General features: G+C 32.6%; 16 protein-coding genes and 2 tRNA genes. 4 read left to right on the top strand and 14 right to left on the bottom strand.

Going from position 1 to position 20550, the window contains the following annotated elements:
• The first annotated feature begins 68 nt into the window (after positions 1-68).
• Both trpS and ABDB96_RS02185 read left to right on the top strand, forming a co-directional pair.
• Entirely contained in the window at positions 69-1130 is a 1062-nt protein-coding gene (gene trpS / locus ABDB96_RS02190; RefSeq protein WP_343251155.1) for a tryptophan--tRNA ligase, read from the top strand.
• On the top strand, positions 1102-2019 hold the full coding sequence (locus tag ABDB96_RS02185; protein ID WP_343251154.1) for a Cof-type HAD-IIB family hydrolase: 918 nt from the start codon (positions 1102-1104) through the stop codon (positions 2017-2019). The genes trpS and ABDB96_RS02185 overlap by 29 nt, the downstream gene beginning before the upstream one ends.
• Here ABDB96_RS02185 and tilS read toward each other — a convergent pair.
• From tilS to ABDB96_RS02170, 3 genes are read right to left on the bottom strand one after another with little or no spacing between them, the layout of a single operon-like run.
• Positions 1993-2877 (bottom strand): tRNA lysidine(34) synthetase TilS, encoded by an 885-nt coding sequence (gene tilS, locus ABDB96_RS02180; RefSeq protein WP_343251153.1) that lies wholly within the window; start codon positions 2875-2877, stop codon positions 1993-1995. The genes ABDB96_RS02185 and tilS overlap by 27 nt on opposite strands.
• A complete protein-coding gene (gene pth, locus ABDB96_RS02175; RefSeq protein ID WP_343251152.1) occupies positions 2878-3447 on the bottom strand; it encodes an aminoacyl-tRNA hydrolase in 570 nt (189 codons plus the stop codon). It abuts the gene before it with no gap.
• A gap of 11 nt (positions 3448-3458) precedes the next feature.
• On the bottom strand, positions 3459-5918 hold the full coding sequence (locus ABDB96_RS02170) for a hypothetical protein (RefSeq protein ID WP_343251151.1): 2460 nt from the start codon (positions 5916-5918) through the stop codon (positions 3459-3461).
• Between the two features lie 104 nt (positions 5919-6022).
• On the opposite strand from ABDB96_RS02170, the gene ABDB96_RS02165 reads away from it, so the two are divergent.
• A complete protein-coding gene (locus ABDB96_RS02165; RefSeq protein WP_343251150.1) occupies positions 6023-6922 on the top strand; it encodes an HAD hydrolase family protein in 900 nt (299 codons plus the stop codon).
• A 2-nt stretch (positions 6923-6924) separates the two neighbouring features.
• Entirely contained in the window at positions 6925-7422 is a 498-nt protein-coding gene (fldA, locus tag ABDB96_RS02160; RefSeq protein ID WP_343251149.1) for a flavodoxin FldA, read from the top strand.
• Here the strand turns inward: fldA and recR are convergent.
• From recR to ABDB96_RS02105, 11 genes are all read right to left on the bottom strand, one after another.
• Positions 7415-8017, bottom strand: a complete 603-nt coding sequence (recR, locus tag ABDB96_RS02155; protein WP_343251148.1) for a recombination mediator RecR — start codon at positions 8015-8017, stop codon at positions 7415-7417. The genes fldA and recR overlap by 8 nt on opposite strands.
• Before the next feature lie 8 nt (positions 8018-8025).
• Entirely contained in the window at positions 8026-9924 is a 1899-nt protein-coding gene (gene dnaX / locus ABDB96_RS02150; RefSeq protein WP_343251147.1) for a DNA polymerase III subunit gamma/tau, read from the bottom strand.
• A 204-nt stretch (positions 9925-10128) separates the two neighbouring features.
• A tRNA-Ala gene (locus ABDB96_RS02145) sits at positions 10129-10204 on the bottom strand.
• A gap of 7 nt (positions 10205-10211) precedes the next feature.
• Positions 10212-10288 (bottom strand) — tRNA-Ile (locus ABDB96_RS02140).
• A 37-nt stretch (positions 10289-10325) separates the two neighbouring features.
• On the bottom strand, positions 10326-11162 hold the full coding sequence (locus ABDB96_RS02135; protein WP_343251146.1) for a hypothetical protein: 837 nt from the start codon (positions 11160-11162) through the stop codon (positions 10326-10328).
• Positions 11155-12111 (bottom strand): phosphatidylglycerol lysyltransferase domain-containing protein, encoded by a 957-nt coding sequence (locus tag ABDB96_RS02130; protein WP_343251145.1) that lies wholly within the window; start codon positions 12109-12111, stop codon positions 11155-11157. Before ABDB96_RS02130 ends, ABDB96_RS02135 begins: the two co-directional genes overlap by 8 nt.
• Before the next feature lie 391 nt (positions 12112-12502).
• The gene (gene glgD / locus ABDB96_RS02125; protein ID WP_343251144.1) at positions 12503-13621 is read right to left on the bottom strand and encodes a glucose-1-phosphate adenylyltransferase subunit GlgD; all 1119 of its coding nucleotides are present in this window, start codon (positions 13619-13621) and stop codon (positions 12503-12505) included.
• Positions 13621-14748: a glucose-1-phosphate adenylyltransferase gene (locus ABDB96_RS02120; protein WP_343251143.1), complete on the bottom strand. Its 1128-nt coding sequence runs from the start codon at positions 14746-14748 to the stop codon at positions 13621-13623. The genes glgD and ABDB96_RS02120 overlap by 1 nt, the downstream gene beginning before the upstream one ends.
• Positions 14749-14750: 2 nt before the next feature.
• Positions 14751-16928, bottom strand: coding sequence for a type I pullulanase (gene pulA, locus ABDB96_RS02115; protein WP_343251142.1), 2178 nt, complete (start codon positions 16926-16928; stop codon positions 14751-14753).
• A 25-nt stretch (positions 16929-16953) separates the two neighbouring features.
• A complete protein-coding gene (gene glgB / locus ABDB96_RS02110) occupies positions 16954-18870 on the bottom strand; it encodes a 1,4-alpha-glucan branching protein GlgB (protein WP_343251141.1) in 1917 nt (638 codons plus the stop codon).
• Positions 18857-20296, bottom strand: a complete 1440-nt coding sequence (locus ABDB96_RS02105; RefSeq protein ID WP_343251140.1) for a glycogen synthase — start codon at positions 20294-20296, stop codon at positions 18857-18859. The genes glgB and ABDB96_RS02105 overlap by 14 nt, the downstream gene beginning before the upstream one ends.
• Between the last annotated feature and the right edge of the window lie 254 nt (positions 20297-20550).

Genomic DNA, 20550 nt, shown 5'->3' with positions numbered 1-20550 from the left:
AATTATATTATAATTGATGCACAAATAACGCATAAACTTAATGATTTTTTTGAAAAGTGAAAAAGCAAATGAAAACAAGACGGATTTTGTCAGGCATTCAACCCAGTGGCAGATTGCATTTAGGTAATTATTTAGGTTCATTAACCAATCTCGTAAAAATGCAAGATGATCACGAACTATTTGTCTTTGTGGCTGATTTGCACTCAATTACCGTTGATTTTGATCCAGTTATCTTAGCACAAAATCGCAAGGAAGTAATGCTAGCATGCTTATCAGCAGGTTTAAATCCAGTAACAACTAACATTTTTTTACAAAGTGAAATTTACGAACACGCCACTTTGGCACATATTTTATTGTGTCATTCAACTTTAGGCGAATTGGAACGAATGACCCAATTTAAAACAAAAATTAAAGATGGGTTCAAACAAAGCAACAGTACTGTGAAAATTCCGACCGGATTGTTAACTTATCCCACCCTAATGGCTGCTGATATTTTATTGTATGAACCTGATGATGTTATTGTTGGTGCTGATCAAAAGCAACACATTGAACTAGCCCGTGATCTGGCACTAAGAATGAATGCGAAATATGGCAACATTTTTAAAATCCCTGAACCATTAATTCCCACAGTTGGAGCGAGAATCATGGATTTAGTTGACCCGATAAAAAAAATGTCAAAATCTTCCAAAAATCATAAAGGGGTCATTTTTTTGGATGAAACTTCTGAAAGTTTAAAACTTAAAATTAAAAGTGCTAAAACAGATAGTTTGAATAAGGTTTGTTACAACCAAAAACTGCAACCAGAGGTGTCTAACTTACTAACAATTTATTTTGTTTTAATTAACGAAAACAGTTTAACAAATTTAAGAAAAACGTTATTTTATACTAGTGAAAAAATTCAGATGACAGACATTGAAAAAAAATACTTAGATAAAAATTATGCTTTTTTCAAGGAAGATTTATTCACGATCATTAATCATCGTTTACAATTAATGCGATTATGAAAAGAAGAATATGATGCAACCAACAAGATTAAAGAACAAATCGAAGTAGCCAATAAAAGAGCACAGGCTATCGCACAAAAAACCTTAAAAAAAGTATATGAACACATCGGCTTTAAAAAAATCTAATAAAAAAGAATTATTAACAGCAAATTGGGAATACCACCAGCGCAAAATGTTAATTGTAAGTGATCTTGATGGAACTTTATTAAATCAAAATGGCACCTTGGACCAATACACGATTGATGTTGTTAAAAAAATAACAGATAAAGGGCATATTTTTTGCTTAGCAACCGGACGTCCGTGACGTGGGGCAGAACACATTTATAAACAATTAGGTTTAAAAACAGTTATTGTTAATCTAAATGGATCATACATTTGGCATCCTTATGACGAATACTTTTTACCAATTAATATTGTGTTCCAAAAAAGTTTAGTAAAAAGTTTATTATTAGAAAAAAAGATCATGAACCGGATCGATAATATTATTGTCGAGAATCGGTCCGGAACTTACATTCTAAATAAACCAGCAATCGACCATGAAGTAAAAGAATTTAATGAATGGTTCCATGTTGTCATGAATGATGATCAAGGCATATTTTTTGGGAAACAACAATTGCTAAAAATGCGTTATGATCCGAACGCAATGTTATTGCAAATTCGTGACCAAAAATGCATTGACGAAGTCACTTATTACATCAAAGAAACTTTTAACACTTTTGTAGTACGAAACTGGTCATTACCAAATTCAGGAAACATTATTGAAATCAATTCACGCTACGCTAATAAGGGCAATGCTGTTGATTTTCTATCGAGTTATTACGGGATTCAAGCCGATAGTACAATCGCGTTTGGTGATGGTCAAAATGATATGCAAATGTTAGAAAAAGTGCGTTTTGGATACGCGATGAAAAATGCTCGAACTAGTGCCAAGTTAGTAGCTAGATATATTACCAAACACACTAACGATAATTGTGGTGTTGCTGACACACTAGCCAAGAGGTTTTTTAATAACTAATTGATTGCCAATTATCGATAGGTAAATGTTATTACCAATTCGTAAATTTTTGTTAGGATGATGATTATTAATAAATTGATCAATCATTTTTAGTTTACCACGATTAATATAAAGATTTAATGACAGCAAATAAGCATACAACAAATGTAATTTTCAAGATGGTCTAAGTTGCTGGTAAAAGCGAACATCATGCTTTTTTTGTTGTCAGTGAACAAACAAATGGCCAAGATGGTTTTTTAAGCTCGCATTTTTTTGATTATAATTTTTGACTTGACTTAAAAAATCATGAAATTGCTTTGATGTTCATTTTTTAATAATGGATCTAACTAAATTCCGTTCGTAAAAAAAATGTTCGTTAGTTTCATCAACGCCAAAAGCAATATCATTTTTTATACAATAATTAACTAAGCTTTTTTTACGATATTTAAGTAACGGTCGAAAAACATTTAAATCTAAAATTTTTGTTAGTTCTTGGATCCCAAGAAATAATGTTTGACTTTTCCGTTGCAATTGCATGTACGCGGTTTCAACAAAATCATCAAGATGATGTGCGACTAGCAAATTATTGATATTGATCGCTTTACCAATTTTGTTAAAAAACTCATAACGAAAATGACGAGCATCAGTTTGAAAGTTATTAGTCAACTGAAAATAAGTTAACTTGGGTTCATAAAATCTAACAAAAAATTTTAAATTGTTTTTATGGCAATAATTTTCAACAATCATTTGATCATTTAATGCACTAGAACGTTTTTGGTAATTAACGTGCAAGACGGCAGCAATCGCATTTTTATATAAATCTAACAGTGCCATCGAGTCTGGACCACCTGAAACAGCAATTAAATATTTTTTTTTCATTTAATTATTATTAAATTTATTCATTAAAAGATCAAATGATTCACAGTTAATAAATTCATAGCAGGCAATGGTAGCATTAGCAATCACGGTGTCTAGTTTAATTTGTTCTTCCGGTAAAAAATTATTTAAAACGTATTTAGCAATATCAAAACGTGTCTGGTTATTGATCCCAATCCGAAGTCGTTTAATTTTTTCAGTACCCATCCGGTTAATGATATTTTGCATTCCGTTATGACCACCGCCTGAGCCACGAGCTTTAAGGCGATAATGACCGATTTGGAAAGCTAATTCATCATGTACTACTAAAATGTGTTGCGATCAAATTTTGTAAAAATCACAAAAACTCCGGACAAAGTCACCAGAAAGATTCATATACGTTAGTGGTTTAGCAAAAAAAACCGGTTGTTGGTTAATCGTGGTTTTACAAAAAGTGCCAGAAAAGTTATTTTCATTAAAATTCAGGTTTAAGGTTTTAACTAGTTGGTCTAAAACCATAAAACCAGCATTGTGTCTCGTTTTCGCATACTGTTCGCCAGGATTACCTAATCCGACAATTAATTTAGTGGCCATAATATTTGCAATTAACCTTTTCGGTTGTTTTTATGAACTTTAACAACTTGGCGATCGGGGTGTTTACGGTGGTCAATTTCCAAAATTTCTACAGGCTGTGGTAAGCGGTAATTTTTTTTAGAAGTTTCATCATCAAAATCATCGTAAAGAAAAAGGTCTTCAATATCATCAACTCACTTTTGGTAATCTTCATGATCTTCGATATAATAGGGTTGTTTGGACCGTTTAATGATCTCGGCTTTTTTCTGTTTCATTGAATTAACATATTTTTGGTACATTTGATCGGTTTCAATTAAAGCTAATTCTTTTTTACTTAAGGGTTGATTCACATATTTTTTATTTTTCAATTTAACTAAAACATTTGAGCGTTTTTTCAATCGCTTTGTATATTGAATATACCATGAAGAAAAACCAATGATAACAATTAATAAGCAAGCAATAATCACGCTGATGACAACAGTAATTCAAATGTAAACAGGGGTGGTGTTAAAACCAGCAATCGTTGATGTTGTGCTTAAGCCAGGAATGGCAGTTGGCAAATTTGTTAACGGGTTAATTACCGAAGTATTAAATGTAATAAATTGGTTGGCACTATCATACGTCACTACTGGTAAATCAATCTCTGGTAAGGGGTTTAATCTGCGATCTGGCGGTAAATAATTAATAAAGTCACGAATGTATTGTTTTTTAACAAAAAAAGCCCCGTTTCTTTCTTCAATAAGATCGCGAACAATATTTTGCAAAATCGGAGCATTAGTAATATCACGAACACTTGCATGGCCTAAATATTGATCTCTAACCTTAAGCGGATTTGTAAAACTTCGATCTTCCAAAATGGGGTTTTGGACGTTTCTAACATTAACAAAAACGCGGCTCAAGCCCTCATAATTGGTATTTTTCGCAGCGTTTTGTAAAAATAAGTGGTTAGTTGCTTTGGCTTTTAAAACCACGTTAAGTTCAGGTAATGAACTAAACAAAGTTAAATCGGTTAAAGGTTCAGGACGATTAAAGTCATAAAATAAAAATTGAAAACTATTTTCAAAATTAGAATTGGATCAAACGCTAATTAATTTGTTTTGTGACCATGTAAATAATCCTTTAAAATTGGCTCATTGGTATGGTTGATCAGTTAAATTAATATCATCATATAATAAGTAACTATCTTGTTCAAAAATCACTAATTGGTTGAGAAACTGCATCGCGTTTTTAACTCGGGAAACCCTGAGATAATTACTCACATTTTCAGAACTAAATCGATTAACTGTTTTACTAAATAAATTACGAGTCATCTGATTGGTTTGAAGATAAGATTTACTGCCAAAATTAAGTGTTTGGGAATTAGAAACGTTTTGGTACATTTCAATATCATCCTCACCATCGTTGCTATGTAAACTATCAAGCACTGCTAAATCGATTTGAAACTGGCCAATCAAGCCCGAATCTGCACTGGTAACAGGATTGGAAATCGTCGGGGTAACTAAGCCATCATTTTTAATAGTGTTGTTTTCGCCTGTTGCAAAATAACCAGCAACATTAACTAGATTTGAACGGCGTCGGTCAACAATAACCCCGGCAATTGAGCCACGAAAAATGTATTGAAAGTTCGGATCTTGATGGATCGGAAAATTTAAATAATTTTCTTTCGGATTTGCACTTCAACCTGCGATCAGTTTGGCGTATGGTCAAGCTTTAATGACAAAATTAGTTAAATTTAAACTGTATACACCAAGACTTAACCCTTCATTGACTCCGGCGTTGCCAAATAAATAAATCGTGTTATTCTTAAATACCATGTTACCGATATTGGCTAAGTATGTAAAATAACTGTAACTAAAACTCCCATTATGTAATAAATCAGAAGCACCCTTTAAAAAAGAAGTGTCACCGGTTTTTTTTCATGACTGCGGAAGATTTTGTATCATCGCGATCGGATTAACAAAGAAAGTACCCACTAAATTTACAGCAGTTGATGGTGAACTTTTTAAATTTTCCTTAATAATTGTAATCGTGGCCAATAACCACAAGTTCTCATCAAACTTATGAATATTTTGCTTTGAAATTTCTTTTGGAATTGAAAGCAAATAATAAATGCTTGGATCAATCGGATTTTGTAATACTTCAACAATCGCACGATCATGACGCTCAATCGGGGCTTCGGCATGTTGTCATAAAACATTACCAAAGCTATCTAATCGGGAAATTCCTGCAGTATTTTTGTGATTATCAAGAACAATATAGCCACCATCAGCAACTAAAAGATGAGAAAAACGGCTTGGTTCGTAAGTACGAACCGTTTCTAAGCGATTGGGTTGAGCAACAACTAGTCCCTGATTACTTTGGTTTAACCTTATATAATTAGCACTGGTCAAAATAATAATTGTACTAGCACTACCAGTTGCTACTAAAACAAAAACAAATTTCCTTAGAAAAGTTCTGATTCGTTTGAATATTGTCTGAAAACTCATTGCCATTATTTTAACAAGATATGCCTAAAATGTACGCATATAATATAATAAATTATCTGACGCAAAAGATACACTAAATATGATTAATCAAAAATTTACTAAAGTAAACAATGGATAGCAAACAAATAAAATATGTTTATACGGACCTGGATGAAACAATCATTCCTAAAGAAACAAAAGAACGGTTTTACTACGACAAGTATAGTTTTTCTAATTTATTAGAAATCTCACCAAAAAATAAGCAAGTAATTGTTAAATGTCACCAAAAAAGAATTGGGTTTGGGATTGCTACAGGCCGTTCTTATCAAAAAACTTATCCCATTGTTTTGCACAACAAAATTACCATGCCTGTTATCGCTTTAGATGGAGCCCAAGTTTATTTAGGTAGAAAATTAGTTCTTAGTGAATGTTTGCCACAAGGGTTAGTTTATTGCTTTAATCAAATCGCAAACCGCTTTCGCCAATTAGTTTTCTTAATCTTTAGTGACTATACAACTTACATGAGTACCACTAAAAATTGACTAACTGCTGAAGAACAAGTGTACTTAGATTTAATGTTCTTTCCAGAAAACGATTTTTTAAATAGCGTAATTTTAGAAGAAGACAAATCTTGAGATTTACCATTTCATCGCGTGAATACAATTGTTTTTTTAAAATCGATGATCAATCAATCGCTGCAAAATGAAATCAAATTATTATGTAAACAATTTCATGCAAAACTAGTAATTCATAATACAGTTATGCAAATTTTGCCCTTTCAGGTATCAAAAGTCACTGGTTTAAAATTTATTAGGGATCACTTGATTCATGATTTAACGCCAATGAATACAGCAACTTTTGGCGATAATATAAACGATATTGAAATGTTAAAATGATCACAATGAAGTGTTGCCATGGAAAATGGGCACTTATCAGCAAGAAATGCTGCGAAATTTATTTGTAATGGCGTGCATGAGGACGGTGTTGGCTTTTGAATTGAAAACCATATTTTAAATAAAGAAAGATTGTAAAAATGGCTACAGGAATTATTTACGGAAGCAATCTAGGAAATACCTTTACAGTTGCAAAAATGATTGCAAAGGAATTAAACATCGATGAAAAACATATTTTAAATATTGCTGATGTCACTGCTGAAGCAATTAATTTATATGATAAGTTAATCATGGGCACATCAACCTGAGGAGTTGGTGAAATGCAAGACCATTGGTTAGAATTTAATTTTAAAAAATTAGAATTAAAAAATAAAACTGTCGCTTTATTTGGCTTAGGTGATAGTCAAATTTATGCCTTCACTTTTTGTAATGGGTTAGGTGGCTTGTATAAAAATTTACAATCTAAACATCCTAAATTTGTCGGATTTGTTTCAAAAAGCAAATACACTTTTAGTGACTCATCGGCCGTTGTTGGTGACAAATTTGTCGGATTGGCATTAGATTACGATAACTATCCAGAGCAAGTTGAAAAGCAAGTTAAAGAATGAATCGATCAAATCAGACACGAAATTATTTAATTTTATTTTTATTTTCGATAGCTAATTTTAAGGTCATGCCATCAGCATAATCAATCATCGAATTAACCGGCATGCCTAAAGCAATTCGATAAATTGAAACATCAACATCCTTAAGTAAGATTTTAATGTAATTGGCAGTTAACTCGCCTTCAATTGTTAAATTAGTAGCGATCAAAATTTCTTTAATTTTTTGGCGGTGAATGCGGGGAATTAAGGTTGGTAAATTTAAGTGTTCAGGTTCAATATTTTTCGATCTTGATAGTTCGCCATTTAACACATGGTATAAACCATGGTAAGCTTGACATGCTTCAATTGTCATTAAATCATCAACTGTAGCAATAATACATAATTTATCAGTTTCACGTAAATCAGAAGCACAAATATCGCAAATGGTGTCCTTACTCCAATTTCCACAAATGGTGCAAGTTAATATTACGCTTCTTGCATGCGAAATGCGATGCATAAATTCCTTAATAAAATTAGCATCTTTTTTAATTAAAAAGAAGGCAATTTTTCGTGCAGATTTTGTTCCTATTCCTGGTAATGCTTTAATAGCATCGACTAAGTATTCAAATTCAATAAATTCGTATTCCATAAAAGAAATTACTCGTTAAAATCGTCTTCAATAATTAAAGCATCGCCAAAATATTTTAGAGCAATTGCTTTTAAATCATTTGCCTTGTCAGCAGGTTTTTTAATAAGCAATTTATTCAATTGAGTCAGACTTAATTTTTTAATTTTTTTGGTTTTTTGCTCATCAATAAATGCATCTCGATATTCGCGACCCATGATTTTTGTCACCCCAATTATATAAAGAGGGGTGCCAAATAACTCATTAACAAAATAAATAAATTCAGTCGTTTGACACTTAGCGTTTAGTAACAGACATTCGTCTTCAGTATTAAATAACAAAACCATACCTTGATCAGCACCAATTAATACTTTGCTCGCATTGACAATTAAGTTAGTAGAAGGATGGTTTTCAAGTCATTGATCGCTTTGGTGAATTTTGGAAATTTTTTGTTGAAGTGTTTGTGACTTTTTTAATTTAACCGTTTCCAGAATGCTTTGATATTTTTTTTGGAAATTGGCATTTTGAAAATTAGCAATACGAATGAAAATTTCTTTAGGACTTAATTGTTTAATTTTTGGCAATGACTTTGTTGTTTGCTCGACTGCCAAACCTTCATCCCGTGTTACGTTTGATATATCAATTTCCGCAGTAGTAAAAACATCATCAATATTTAAAGTCGGATTAATCATTGATTGGGGTGGATCGATTTTTTCGGTTTTCATTGGCAAAATAAAACTCGTTCTGTCTTGTGACTCACGATCAGGCAATTTTGCTGCAACTTCTAACGGTTTAATAATTGGTTCAGGATTATTTTTTGTTAATTCTAGTTGTTGATGATTGGCCTTGACGAGTTTTTTTGTGGCATTAATTCCTTTAAAAATTGCCAATTCTAAATTATTTCGAATTTGCGGATTAAACCGAATTTTACCTGTTAAATCTTCCCAAAGACCAGCATAAACTAAAGCCATTTCCCCAGATAATTTGATTTTATCCCAATCTTTTTTTTGAAAATATTTTGGACTACTTTTATGATCTGTTTTTTCATATAAATAAATATCAACAAACATGCCAAAAGTGTTTTCAATTAATTGTCCAAAATGAATACCATCTGCTTCAAATTCTTCAATTTTTTTTAAAACGGCTGCTAAATCACCAGACGCCAATAAATTAATGAATTCGATTTTTTTAGTTTCGTCTAATAAACCAAAAATTGTATTAATGTCGTCAATGTCAATTTTATGATGGGAACTATACGAACTAAGTTGGTCTAATAAACTAATAGCATCACGTGCTGAACCATCGGCAATAACAGCAATCTTATTAATAGCGTCTTGAGTGATTTTGATCTTTTCAATTTTGGAGATATTCGTAATTAAACTACTAATAATTTCGGCTGCTAACCGTTTAAAACTATAACACTGACATCGGGAAACAACCGTTAAGGGAATTTTATGATATTCAGTTGTTGCAAAAATAAAAACCGCATGTTCTGGACATTCTTCCAACGTTTTTAGTAAGGCATTTCAAGCCCCATTAGTTAACATATGGGCTTCATCTAAAATATATACTTTTTTCTTTAAATCAGCAGGTAAATAATTAATGGAATCAATGATTTGCCTGATTTCAGCAACACCATTATTACTAGCGGCATCAAGTTCGAGAACGTCTAAGGTTTGGTTGGTATTAATTTTTTGACAATTCTCACAACGATTGCACGCGTCACCATCTTTTAACGCTAAACAATTAACAGCTTTTGCCATAATTTTAGCAATCGTTGTCTTTCCGATCCCGCGTGGTCCGGAAAAAATATAAGCATGGGATAATAAATCGTTATTTAAAGCACTCTTTAGCGCTTTAATAATGTGGGTTTCACCAAAAACTTCACTAAAACATCCCGGACGGTATCTTTGATATAAAGCACTTGCCATAAAAAACCTCAAAACCTAACGATTGATTATAATAAAACGAAATTAAGCAATCAATAATTACTAATTAAAATAATGACTTATTGGGTTGGATTTTAATCAACCAACCTGAAACACTAAAGCAAAATTAACAGACAAATCCATCTGATTAAGCAATACATAGAAAAAGCCACTGATCTTACATAAGAAAAGTGGCGTAATTTTATATGGTGGAGACGAAGGGGGTCAAACCCTCGACCTCCTGATTGCAAGTCAGGTGCTCTATCAATTGAGCTACGTCCCCAAAAACATGGTGGAAGTAAATGGACTCGAACCATCGACCTCACCCTTATCAGGGGTGTGCTCTAACCAACTGAGCTATACTTCCAAGGTAGTAAAAAATCGTATAGATTATATATTAAAATTTAATTTACATCATTAAAAATTAAAGGGTTTAAACTTTTTTTGATATTCTGTAATTGTTTTGTAAGAATAAAGGTGTTATTTGGTCTCAAGCTAGTAATTTGTTTTGTATTAATAATTTTATTTAGAACAATTTTGGCATTTACCGGAAGAATCGTTAATAGGTTTTTTAAACAATCTAGCGATGCAAACGCCACACTATTACAAGTCAAATTAATCGGGTCACAAACCGTATAAGCACCTGGAACAAGATAAACCACATCTTTGTTTAAAAATGACAATTGCAAAAATTTAGAAAATGATGCTAGATCATATTTAACATAATTTTCAAAACCAAAATTCGCTAGATAGTGTTCGTAAATTGATAGCATCGAACTAGCTAAATCGATGCTAAAAGTTTCGTGAGCAAAAAAACGCTGATCTTGGTGAACATCACTTTGGTAGACGATCATTTCGCTAACGTCAACAAACGGGTAATCTTGATAAATTTTTCAATGATCAGCTTGAATTAAAACCACATCATATTGGCTACTAATTTGCTGCAAAAAAGTTGGAAAGTATTTTTTTAAAATTCCCGTGCCTTTAGTTTGATCGCTAGCAACTAACCCATAAATTAAACATCCTGAATATTTTTGTTTACCAGATACAATTGTTTTAGGCAAAACAATTAAGCCTAAATCATAATTATCTTGATCGGTTTGACTGATGAATAACTGGTTTGATTTAATGTAGTTGTTAATAGTAAAATCAAATGCTTGACACGTATCATCGGTAAAATTTTTTAAATAAGATTTACGATATTGTAAAAAGGCTTTAGGTGAAAAGTGGTTACTAAGCATTTTTGAAACCTTTAACTAAAATAAAATGTTTTTTAATGACTTCTACCGGCTGGTACGTGCGTTTGATTTGGTCAATTTGTGATGACCACATGTCGTCTTGGCGATCAATTCATAATACATCTGGATGGTTAATTTTAAGATTTTGAGCAACTAGGTATTGGTAAGCACCGCGGATGTCTTTATTGGCATGTTCAACAAGAATTTCACAGTATGATCCATGAGCAAAACTGATGATTAATCCAATCAAGCGATCCTTGAGATAAATTCCGATTCCTTTAAGGATTTTTTGCTTAATAAATTCTTCACAATTTTGCACAAAATCAATTTCAGCATGTGTATTAAAACTAGTAAATGTGGTCGACCATGTTTGTAAATAAGCCATAATTTCCTTAAAGGGAATCTCGAATAATTTTTTAATGACCGTCGTTTTTTCATAGTTAAGTAAGTAGTAATTAAGATGATTACGCTTTTTTTGCATTTTTTTACCAGTCATTTCGGCCATTTGTTCTCTGGTATAAAGGTAATTGCTATTTGTTATAAAAATTTCTTGAACATCAAAAACATCTTTTAATTTAGCAAGTTGTCAATCATTGACATCGTCAACATACACGCCTAAACAATCCACGCAATTATCCAAAATTTCTTTAATTTGCTTGGAAATTATTTTTAAAAATAAATCATGATTGATTGTTTGCGTCGTTAGAATTTGGTGCTGGTTATTAACTTGATTAATAATTTCTCGATCGTAAACTTCCCTAGCAAAAGTGGAATACTTAATGTCTGATTTGGAGGTAAAAATTACGGCATTATCAAGATCGTCGTAATCATACTCAATATTAATTCCATAATAATTTCACGATCAATAAGTGAAAGCGGAAAACACGCTTTGCGGATTTGCACGATCCAATTTGTTTTGTAAATCTAAAACATTTTGTTTGTTAATAAGCATAAACAGGGTTCGATAACTGAAAGCAATTCTTATGCGTAATCAAACGAGTTTTTAATTTATCACTGGTCAAAAATATGGATAAGAATAGGGCTAAATATTTACGTTGATGTAGGTTAAAAAAGGAAACTTATAACATTAGTAAGTCAAATGCACAAAAAACTTTTTTAGAATGTAGAAACGAATTCTCATAAATTATTAGTTTGATTGCAAAATGATACCACAATTAAAAATAAAAATATTTTTTAAGAAATTTTTCACCCATTTAATCGTATAAATTTGCAAATTTAAAAAAACATTAGCACCTATATTATCACGAATTTTATAACAGGCAAAAGGGATTAGTACATAGATGAAAATTTAATGGCAACAACATTAGTACGAAATTAATAACTTATATTTGGGAGTTTTTAAAAACAACTAGTGGTGATTTTTCCGAAGCAATTAAGATTTTCCCATCAGTAATCAGTGCGTTATCGTCAATAATGATATTTTTTAATTTAACGTTTTCGCCAATCACCACATTATTTAAAACAATACAATTTTCTACTTCGGCACCTGGTTTAACTGTAACTCCTCTAAATAAAATTGAGTTTTTAACCGTTCCCGTGATGTGACACCCACTACCTAAAAGACAATGGCGGACTTTAGCCGTTTTGCCGTAAAATGAAGAAATTTGGTCGTTTTCTTGGGTGTACAAAGGAGTTTTAGTAAAAACTTCTTTGGTAATATTAGCATCTAATAAAGCATAAATTTGGTTCGTAAAATAATCTTCCACCGAATTTAAAAAACCGATTCATGTCGGAACTTGGTAACCAACAATTTTTAAATCGTTAACTTTGGACTGTAAAAAAGTTTCAATCCGGCTGTTTAAATTAACTTCAACCGCTTCATCTAGCATCCGAATGTATAAGTCTTTGGGCATCATGAAAATGCCTAAATTCAAGTTTTTTTCTTCATTAACAGTACTGTTAATCCCAAAATTTAAGACACGTTGACTTTTTTTGTTAACTTTTAATATTTCTGAACCCAACATCGTGCTATCGGTTGTTTGGGTTCGATAAGCCCAAACAATATCAGCATTTGATTCAATTAATAATTCGTACATTTGCTTATAGTCAATCCGGTTAATGGTCTTAATGTTCGTGTATAAAACATAATTCCGGTTCAATTTGGAAATGTGTTCTTTGGATTTGTACAAAACTCCAAGATTATTTCCTGTTCCAATTTGATCTTTAGTGGTAAAAAGGTAGTTTAAACCCCGGTTTTTGCGATGTAAATTCCAGTTAGAACCAGAACCAATGTAGTTAAAAATATGGCGGTTTGGTTTATCAATAACTAAATAGACCGGATCGATGGATGCATTAACTAAATTCGAGAAGGCAAAATCAACTAACCGGTAGCGACTTAAAACCGGTAAAATTGGTAAAGCATGGTTAGAACCTAAACCACGAATTTGGCTAGCATTCTGGTTTGCATCAACAATTGCAAAAATACTGCGGTCTAAAGTCATTAGTTACTGCCTCCAGCAAAAACAAAGATTTCCGTTAAATCCTTGCTGCCAATTTCACTACCAGAATTAATCACTTGACCTTCGGTAACAATCGAGCGAATCACCTTAGCATTTTCACAAATATGCACGTTACTCATGATCACTGAATCTTTAACATAAGCACCATATTCAATTTCAACTCCGGGGAAAATCATGCAGTTTTCCACGTGACCATCAATGCGACAACCGTTAGCCACGTAGGATTGGGTAACTTTGGAATTAGTTCCTAAAAATTGGGGTGGCAAAGAATTCGGTTTGGAATAAATAATTCAAGAACGGTCCGATAAATCTAATTCACTGTGCGAGTTAATTAAATCCATATTGGCTTCCCAATAACTTTGCACGGTCCCTACATCTTTTCAATAACCTTGAAATAAATAAGCGTAAATTTTATTTTTTTGCACTGTAAGCATGTATGGCAACAACTCGTGACCAAAATCATGAAACGGAATTTTGTTGGCATTACAAAACTCCATTGTTTTTTTTAATAATTTCCAATTGAAAACATAGATTCCCATGCTAGCTAAATTGTTTTTGGGTTTTTTGGGTTTTTCATCAAATTCTACAATCCGGTTTTCTTTATCAACGTTTAAAATGCCAAAGCGACTCGCTTCTTCCCAAGCAACTTCCATTGAAGCAATGGTAATATCGGCTTCATGCTCTTTATGGTACTCTACCAACTTGGCATAATTCATTTTGTAGATATGATCGCCAGAAAGCACAATTAAATATTCGGGATTATAATCTTCAATAAACTCAAAATTTTCATAAACAGCGTGGGCGGTACCTTCGTACCATGAACCAGTTTTGCCGCGGACTTGAGGAGTCAAAATTGTGACGCCACCATCAATTAAATCTAATTCTCACGGCAAACCAATGCCAATGTGCCGTGATAAAGTTAAGGGTTGGTATTGGGCAATCACACCAACTGTATCAATTCCACTATTAGTGCAATTACTTAAAGTAAAATCAATAATCCGAAAACGTCCACCGAAGGGAACGGCAGGTTTGGCAATTTTTTTGGTTAATTGCTTTAATCTAGATCCTTGACCACCAGCTAAAATTAAGGCAATAACTTCCTTTTTCATAATTATTTCCTTTTCGATTTTCTTTTATAAAAAACGTAAAAGCCATAGGCTTGAATTTGGGCACAAAAATTGTCATCAAAAACTAATGGTTCAAAATAGTTGCTTAAAACACATAGAAAGTCTTCATAACTAACTAGTGTGGTTTGCGTTGCACTCGATGGATTTAAAATGACGTGGTATTCATCTTTGCCATTATCTAAGCGGTAAGTTATTAAAAAATTTTTTTCGTGAGTAATTTTGACCGCTTTGGCAATTTTTGTTTTTTCATTGTAACGAAATAGTTCATTCGCTTTCCTTAATTCAACCAGTTTTTTAAAAAAGTTGATTTCGTTTCGGTATTCATTAATCTGGTTTCAGTCAAACCGGTTGTAGCTAATTGATTTATTATAAGTATTATCTTCGCCAAATTTGGTACGAAAAAATTCTTGCCCAGCATGGATGAAAGGAATTCCTTGACTTAACATAACAATTCCTAAACCCATTAAGGCCATTTTTTGAATGGTTGATGAATGAAAGGACGGCAAGCGTTCTTTTAAGTGATCATAAAAGGTTTGATTATCATGGGCTTCAACATAATTAACGCTTTGTCATGGTTCGTTAAAAATAACGTGAAACATGTTTAGTCCGAGTGATCCCATGATCGCATTTGCAGCTTGGTTAAATGAACTAATATTACCACTAACAAAACCAGCATGTTGTTTTTCCCATTGACTACCACGAATGCAGTCCCGGAAGTAATCGTTGAAAAAACCAATTTTGTTTAAATCATTATGGTTGTGCATGTTCGCTAGCGGTTGATCAGTTGCTGAAGGCATATTTCAGCCTTCGCCATAAATAATGAAATTGGGATTAATTTTGTGAGCCATATCCCGGATTTCATTCATCGTTTTGATGTCTAAAATTCCCATTAGATCAAAGCGGAAGCCATCTAATTTAAATTCTTGGATTCAATACTTGCACATGTCAACAATATATTTTCTTACCATCAAACGTTCGCTGGCAATATCGTTACCCACACCAGTCGCATTTGAAAAAAAACCTTGTCCATCAAAACGAAAAAAATATCCAGGAATAATTTTTTGTCACGCAAAACTGTTGACATCATAAACATGGTTATAAACGACATCCATCACCACAGCAATATTATTTTTGTGCAAGATGGAAATCATTTGCTTTAGTTCAATGATTCGGCAATACGGATCATTCGGGTTGGATGCATATGAACCTTCAGGAACATTGAACTGAATTGGATCATAACCCCAGTTGTAATCTAATGCTTTAGGATAGGTTAATTCATCAATGGTTTGAAAATCATAAAACGGTAAAATCTGAACATGCGTGATGTTCAAATCTTTTAAATAATCTAGCCCAATTTTATTGTTGTTGTTATCGACTAGCCCAGTTTCACACATGCCCAAATACTTACCACGATTTTTAAAAAAACCCGAATCGGTAAAATCACGAATGTTTAATTCGTAAATCACGGCGGCGGTGTAATTTTTTAATAACGTTTGGGGTTGTTCATACTCCATCGCCGCTCGGGTTTTATCAAGATCAATGACGTATGAAAATTCACTATTAGCACTAGAACTAAAAGCATAAGGATCAGTCGTTTCATGAACGGTGTGATTACTATAAACGTTGTAACGATACATCAACATGTCACAATCGCGTTCTAAAACTAACGAAAACGTTCCCTTCTCGCCTTCGGTCATTTCGTGAGTTTCTAAGAGTTCTTTAGTAGTTGGATCATAAACTAATAAATCGACATTGTAAGCTAAGGGTGCAAAAATTTTAAATTTGGTTGACTGCTTGGAATATTGATAACCTAAATCAGGATGATCGCAATAGATACTTTGATCAAAGTCGGGCCGAAATACTAATGAGCCCATTTTCACAGGTAACCGGACCAATTTTTTATCAATTACAAAATACTTATGTCTTGGATAAAAAATGTTTTTGGGAATTTTTAGTTTGACAAAATCTTCAGTTTCATGGTTCTCAATAAACAAAACATTAGCCTGATAGAGTAAATTTTTATTAAGATCAAAAACCCAAAAACTATCTTCTTTTTGGTAACGATTTTTTGGCGAATTAATTGTAATTAAATCCCAGTTGTCAAAAAAACACTCAATTGATTCATTAGTTTCATCTTTAAAGGCGATTGGAATTGTACGCATGAAGAACTACCAAGGCCGAATCTTATTATTTGATAAAGGCTTTTTTTAAAAAAATTGCGGCAAATGGAGCTAGTTTAATGTCAATCCACGTCTGATGCTCATTTTTTTGAATTGGAATTACACCAGGATCTTTTGTCATGGAATTAATCGCCCCAGTACCACCATATTTTAAATTATCACTATTTAAAATTTCGTAATAAACGTAATTTGGCTGACGATTAGTTGCATCATTTTTTAAATAAATGTTATAGTGCTCAAAGTACTGATCTGAAAAATTATAAATCATTAGTAACTCATCATCAGTTTTTTTAGCAAATCGTTTAAAACTAAAAACGTTGTTATTTTCGTGAACACACACTCATTCAAAACCGGCTTGATCAAAATCGCGTTCAAATAAAGGATTACTGCGCTTGTAAACGCGTAATAAATCCTTAACAAACAACAGGTGTTTAGCATGAACTGGATCTTCTAATAAGTGTCAATCCAATGAGATTTGTTCATTTCATTCGCAATTTTGAGCAAAATCAAGACCCATGAATAACAATTTTTTACCAGGGCGACCAAACATAAAACCAAGCATTAATTTTGACTGGCGGATTTGTTGGTCATAAAAACCGGGTGACTTAAGCACGAGTGATTTTTTTAAGTGGACAACTTCGTCATGCGAAAAAGGTAATAAAAAACGTTCGGTAGAATTATAAGAAACGCTAAACGTGATATCGTTAAAAGCGTTGGGAGCAAAACGTCTTTCGTCAAACGGACGCTGCATAAAGCGAAATAAATCATTGGAAAAACCCAAATCTCATTTCAAATCAAACCCCAAGCCACGACTAGTAATTGGCTTGGTAACACTACCATGATTTGATGAATCTTCAGCAATCAATAAAACATCAGGGTGGTGCTTTTTAATTTGCGTAATTGTGTTTTTAATAAAACTAACGCCAGCAGTATTAAGCTTACCAGCAGTATTTCCCTGATGGTACAGGATGTAAGAAACAGCATCAAACCGGAAGCCATCAACGTGGAAATCTTCAATTCAGTAGGTTAAAGAGGATAATAAAAAACTTTGAACCTCATTTTTACCTAAATCAAAATTAGCAGTACCTCACAAAACGTTTTCACGATCATATTCAATTGCTGAACTAAATACCGTGTGGGTGCCATCAAAACGGTACAAGCCGTGATCATCTTTATTAAAATGAACGGGGACAAAATCCATGATCACTTTAATGTTGTTGTGATGGGCTAAATCAATTAAATATTTCAGTTCATCGGGTTTACCATAACGGCTGGTTGCAGCAAAATAACCGGTGATTTGGTAACCTCATGAACCTAAAAACGGATGTTCGGCTAGTGGCAGTAATTCAATATGGGTATAACCAGTTTCCTTAACGTACTTAATGAGTTTATCAGCATATTGTTTGTAAGTTAAAAACTTATCATCTGCCGTTTTTTTTCATGAACCTAAATGGACTTCATAAATGGCCATGGGTGCAGATTGAAAATCTTCACTTTTTCGTTTAATTAAGTATTGTTCATCACGTCAAACATATTTATACCGATCATAAATGATCGTGTCAAAATAGGGTTCTAATTCGTGATAAAAACCAAAGGGGTCAGATTTTAAGATTTTTTGATTATCTTGGGTGGTTATTTCGTATTTATATTTTGTATTAAATCCTAACTTTGTAATAAAACAAGTTCAAATACCATGTCGTTGCAACTGCATTCTACGGTTAATGGTTTCATTACCAATTACAAGCATAACGCTAACACTTTTTGCACCCGGAGCCCATACTCGGAAAATAGTACCGTGGTTAGTAACGTGTGCTCCTAATCAATCATGCAAGTGAGCGTGATTACCCTCAACAAACTTGTTAACATTTTTTGCAATACTTTCTGGTTCAATCACAACTTTTTGTAAAAAATTATTTTGTGACATTGTCTTTATATAACTCCAAATATTTTTTTGCGATATCAATTCAACTAAATTCAGACTGCATTCCATTTTGTACTAGTTGATCCCATTTTTCTGGATCGTTTTTAAATACATCGTACGCTTGTTCAACACAACTAACCAAAGCATTAGCGTTAAAATCAGTGAATAAAAAACCGGTACCTAATGAATTTTGAAAATCGACAACAGTATCGGCTAAACCACCAGTTTTGCGAACGATTGGCACCGTACCATATTCTAAAGCAATTAATTGAGTTAGTCCACATGGTTCAAAATATGAGGGAATCAAAAAGGCGTCAGAACCAGCATAAATTTGTCGGGCTAATCCCTCATTAAATTCATTAATAAATTTGCAATTCGCACCAAACTTCGAGCACATTTGCTTTAAATTTATTTCATAGATTTTATCACCAGTTCCCAAAATAACAAATTGAATGTTAGGATTGCTTTTTTGCAACATTGGCAACGCCATGTCAAAAATATCAAACCCTTTTTGGTTGACCAAACGACTAACAATACCGATAAGAAACTTATTTGAATTAACTTCCAGTCCAATTTTTTCTTGTAAATATGCTTTGTTTTTCCGTTTTTGAGGTTTTCAGTTTTGAATATCATAATTGACTTTTATCTGATCATCAATTTGTGGACTGTAAACTTCTTTATCTAAACCATTTAAAATGCCAGAAAGTTTATGACTATTTTTGGCTAATAATGAACTTAATCCCATCCCCAGTTCACAACTTTGAATTTCAAACATGTAAGTCGGGCTAACTGTTGTTACCGCATCAGCAAAAACAATTCCCGAGCGCATAAATGAAAAAATATTGGAAGTAATTGCTTCTTGGATAATGGCCTTTTCTTTTTGTCAATTAAATAGCGATAACACGTGATTCAAACCAAACTGACCCTGATACTGCAAGTTATGAATCGTAAACACCGTTTTGATTTTTTCAATAGAACTATGGCCTGATAATTTTAGAAGGAGGGGAATTAACCCAGTGTGCCAGTCATTTAAGTGCAAAATTTCGGGCTTCTCAGGTACGACTTCCAAAAACTTAATTACTGCTTCAGAAAACATTGCAAAATCAGATGCATTACTAAAATTACTGTAAATACTTGTTAGTCTTTCGGACGGATTTTGTTGTGAAGCAATGAAATAATAGTCGATTGTTTGATACCTTAAATGCTTAACGATTACATGATAATTTTGGTTACCTAACTTTACGCTTCACTGCAAAAAAATATTCATCATAGCAGTAAACTTTTCAGGAATAGAATGGAAAAAGGGTAAAACAACATTGACATTAACGCCAATTTTTTTTAACGCCTTAGGAAAGGCAAAACTAACATCGCCTAACCCACCAGTTTTCATGAATGGATAGCATTCAGCAGAAATATATCAAACCCGCATAATGTTTCCTCTCCACCATATTATTTACTAAATATATCTAATATTTATAAAGATTTGTACCATTATACATTAAATGTTACTTTAATGAATAATTACCTGCTAAATAAATAATAAATGCTGTTTTCTTAAATTTTTTAGTTATTTTAATTCCTAAAATTAGGACTTTTACACTTACGTTAACCATTCTTTAAAACTAATAAATGACTAATAAAAACGGTTAAAAATGATGATTTTTCAAAAAATTAAAAATACTA

Source organism: Mycoplasma amphoriforme A39 (assembly GCA_000723365.1).
Taxonomy (GTDB): Bacteria; Bacillota_I; Bacilli_A; order Mycoplasmatales; family Mycoplasmoidaceae; genus Mycoplasmoides; species Mycoplasmoides amphoriforme.
This window is presented reverse-complemented; position numbering and strand designations above follow the sequence as displayed.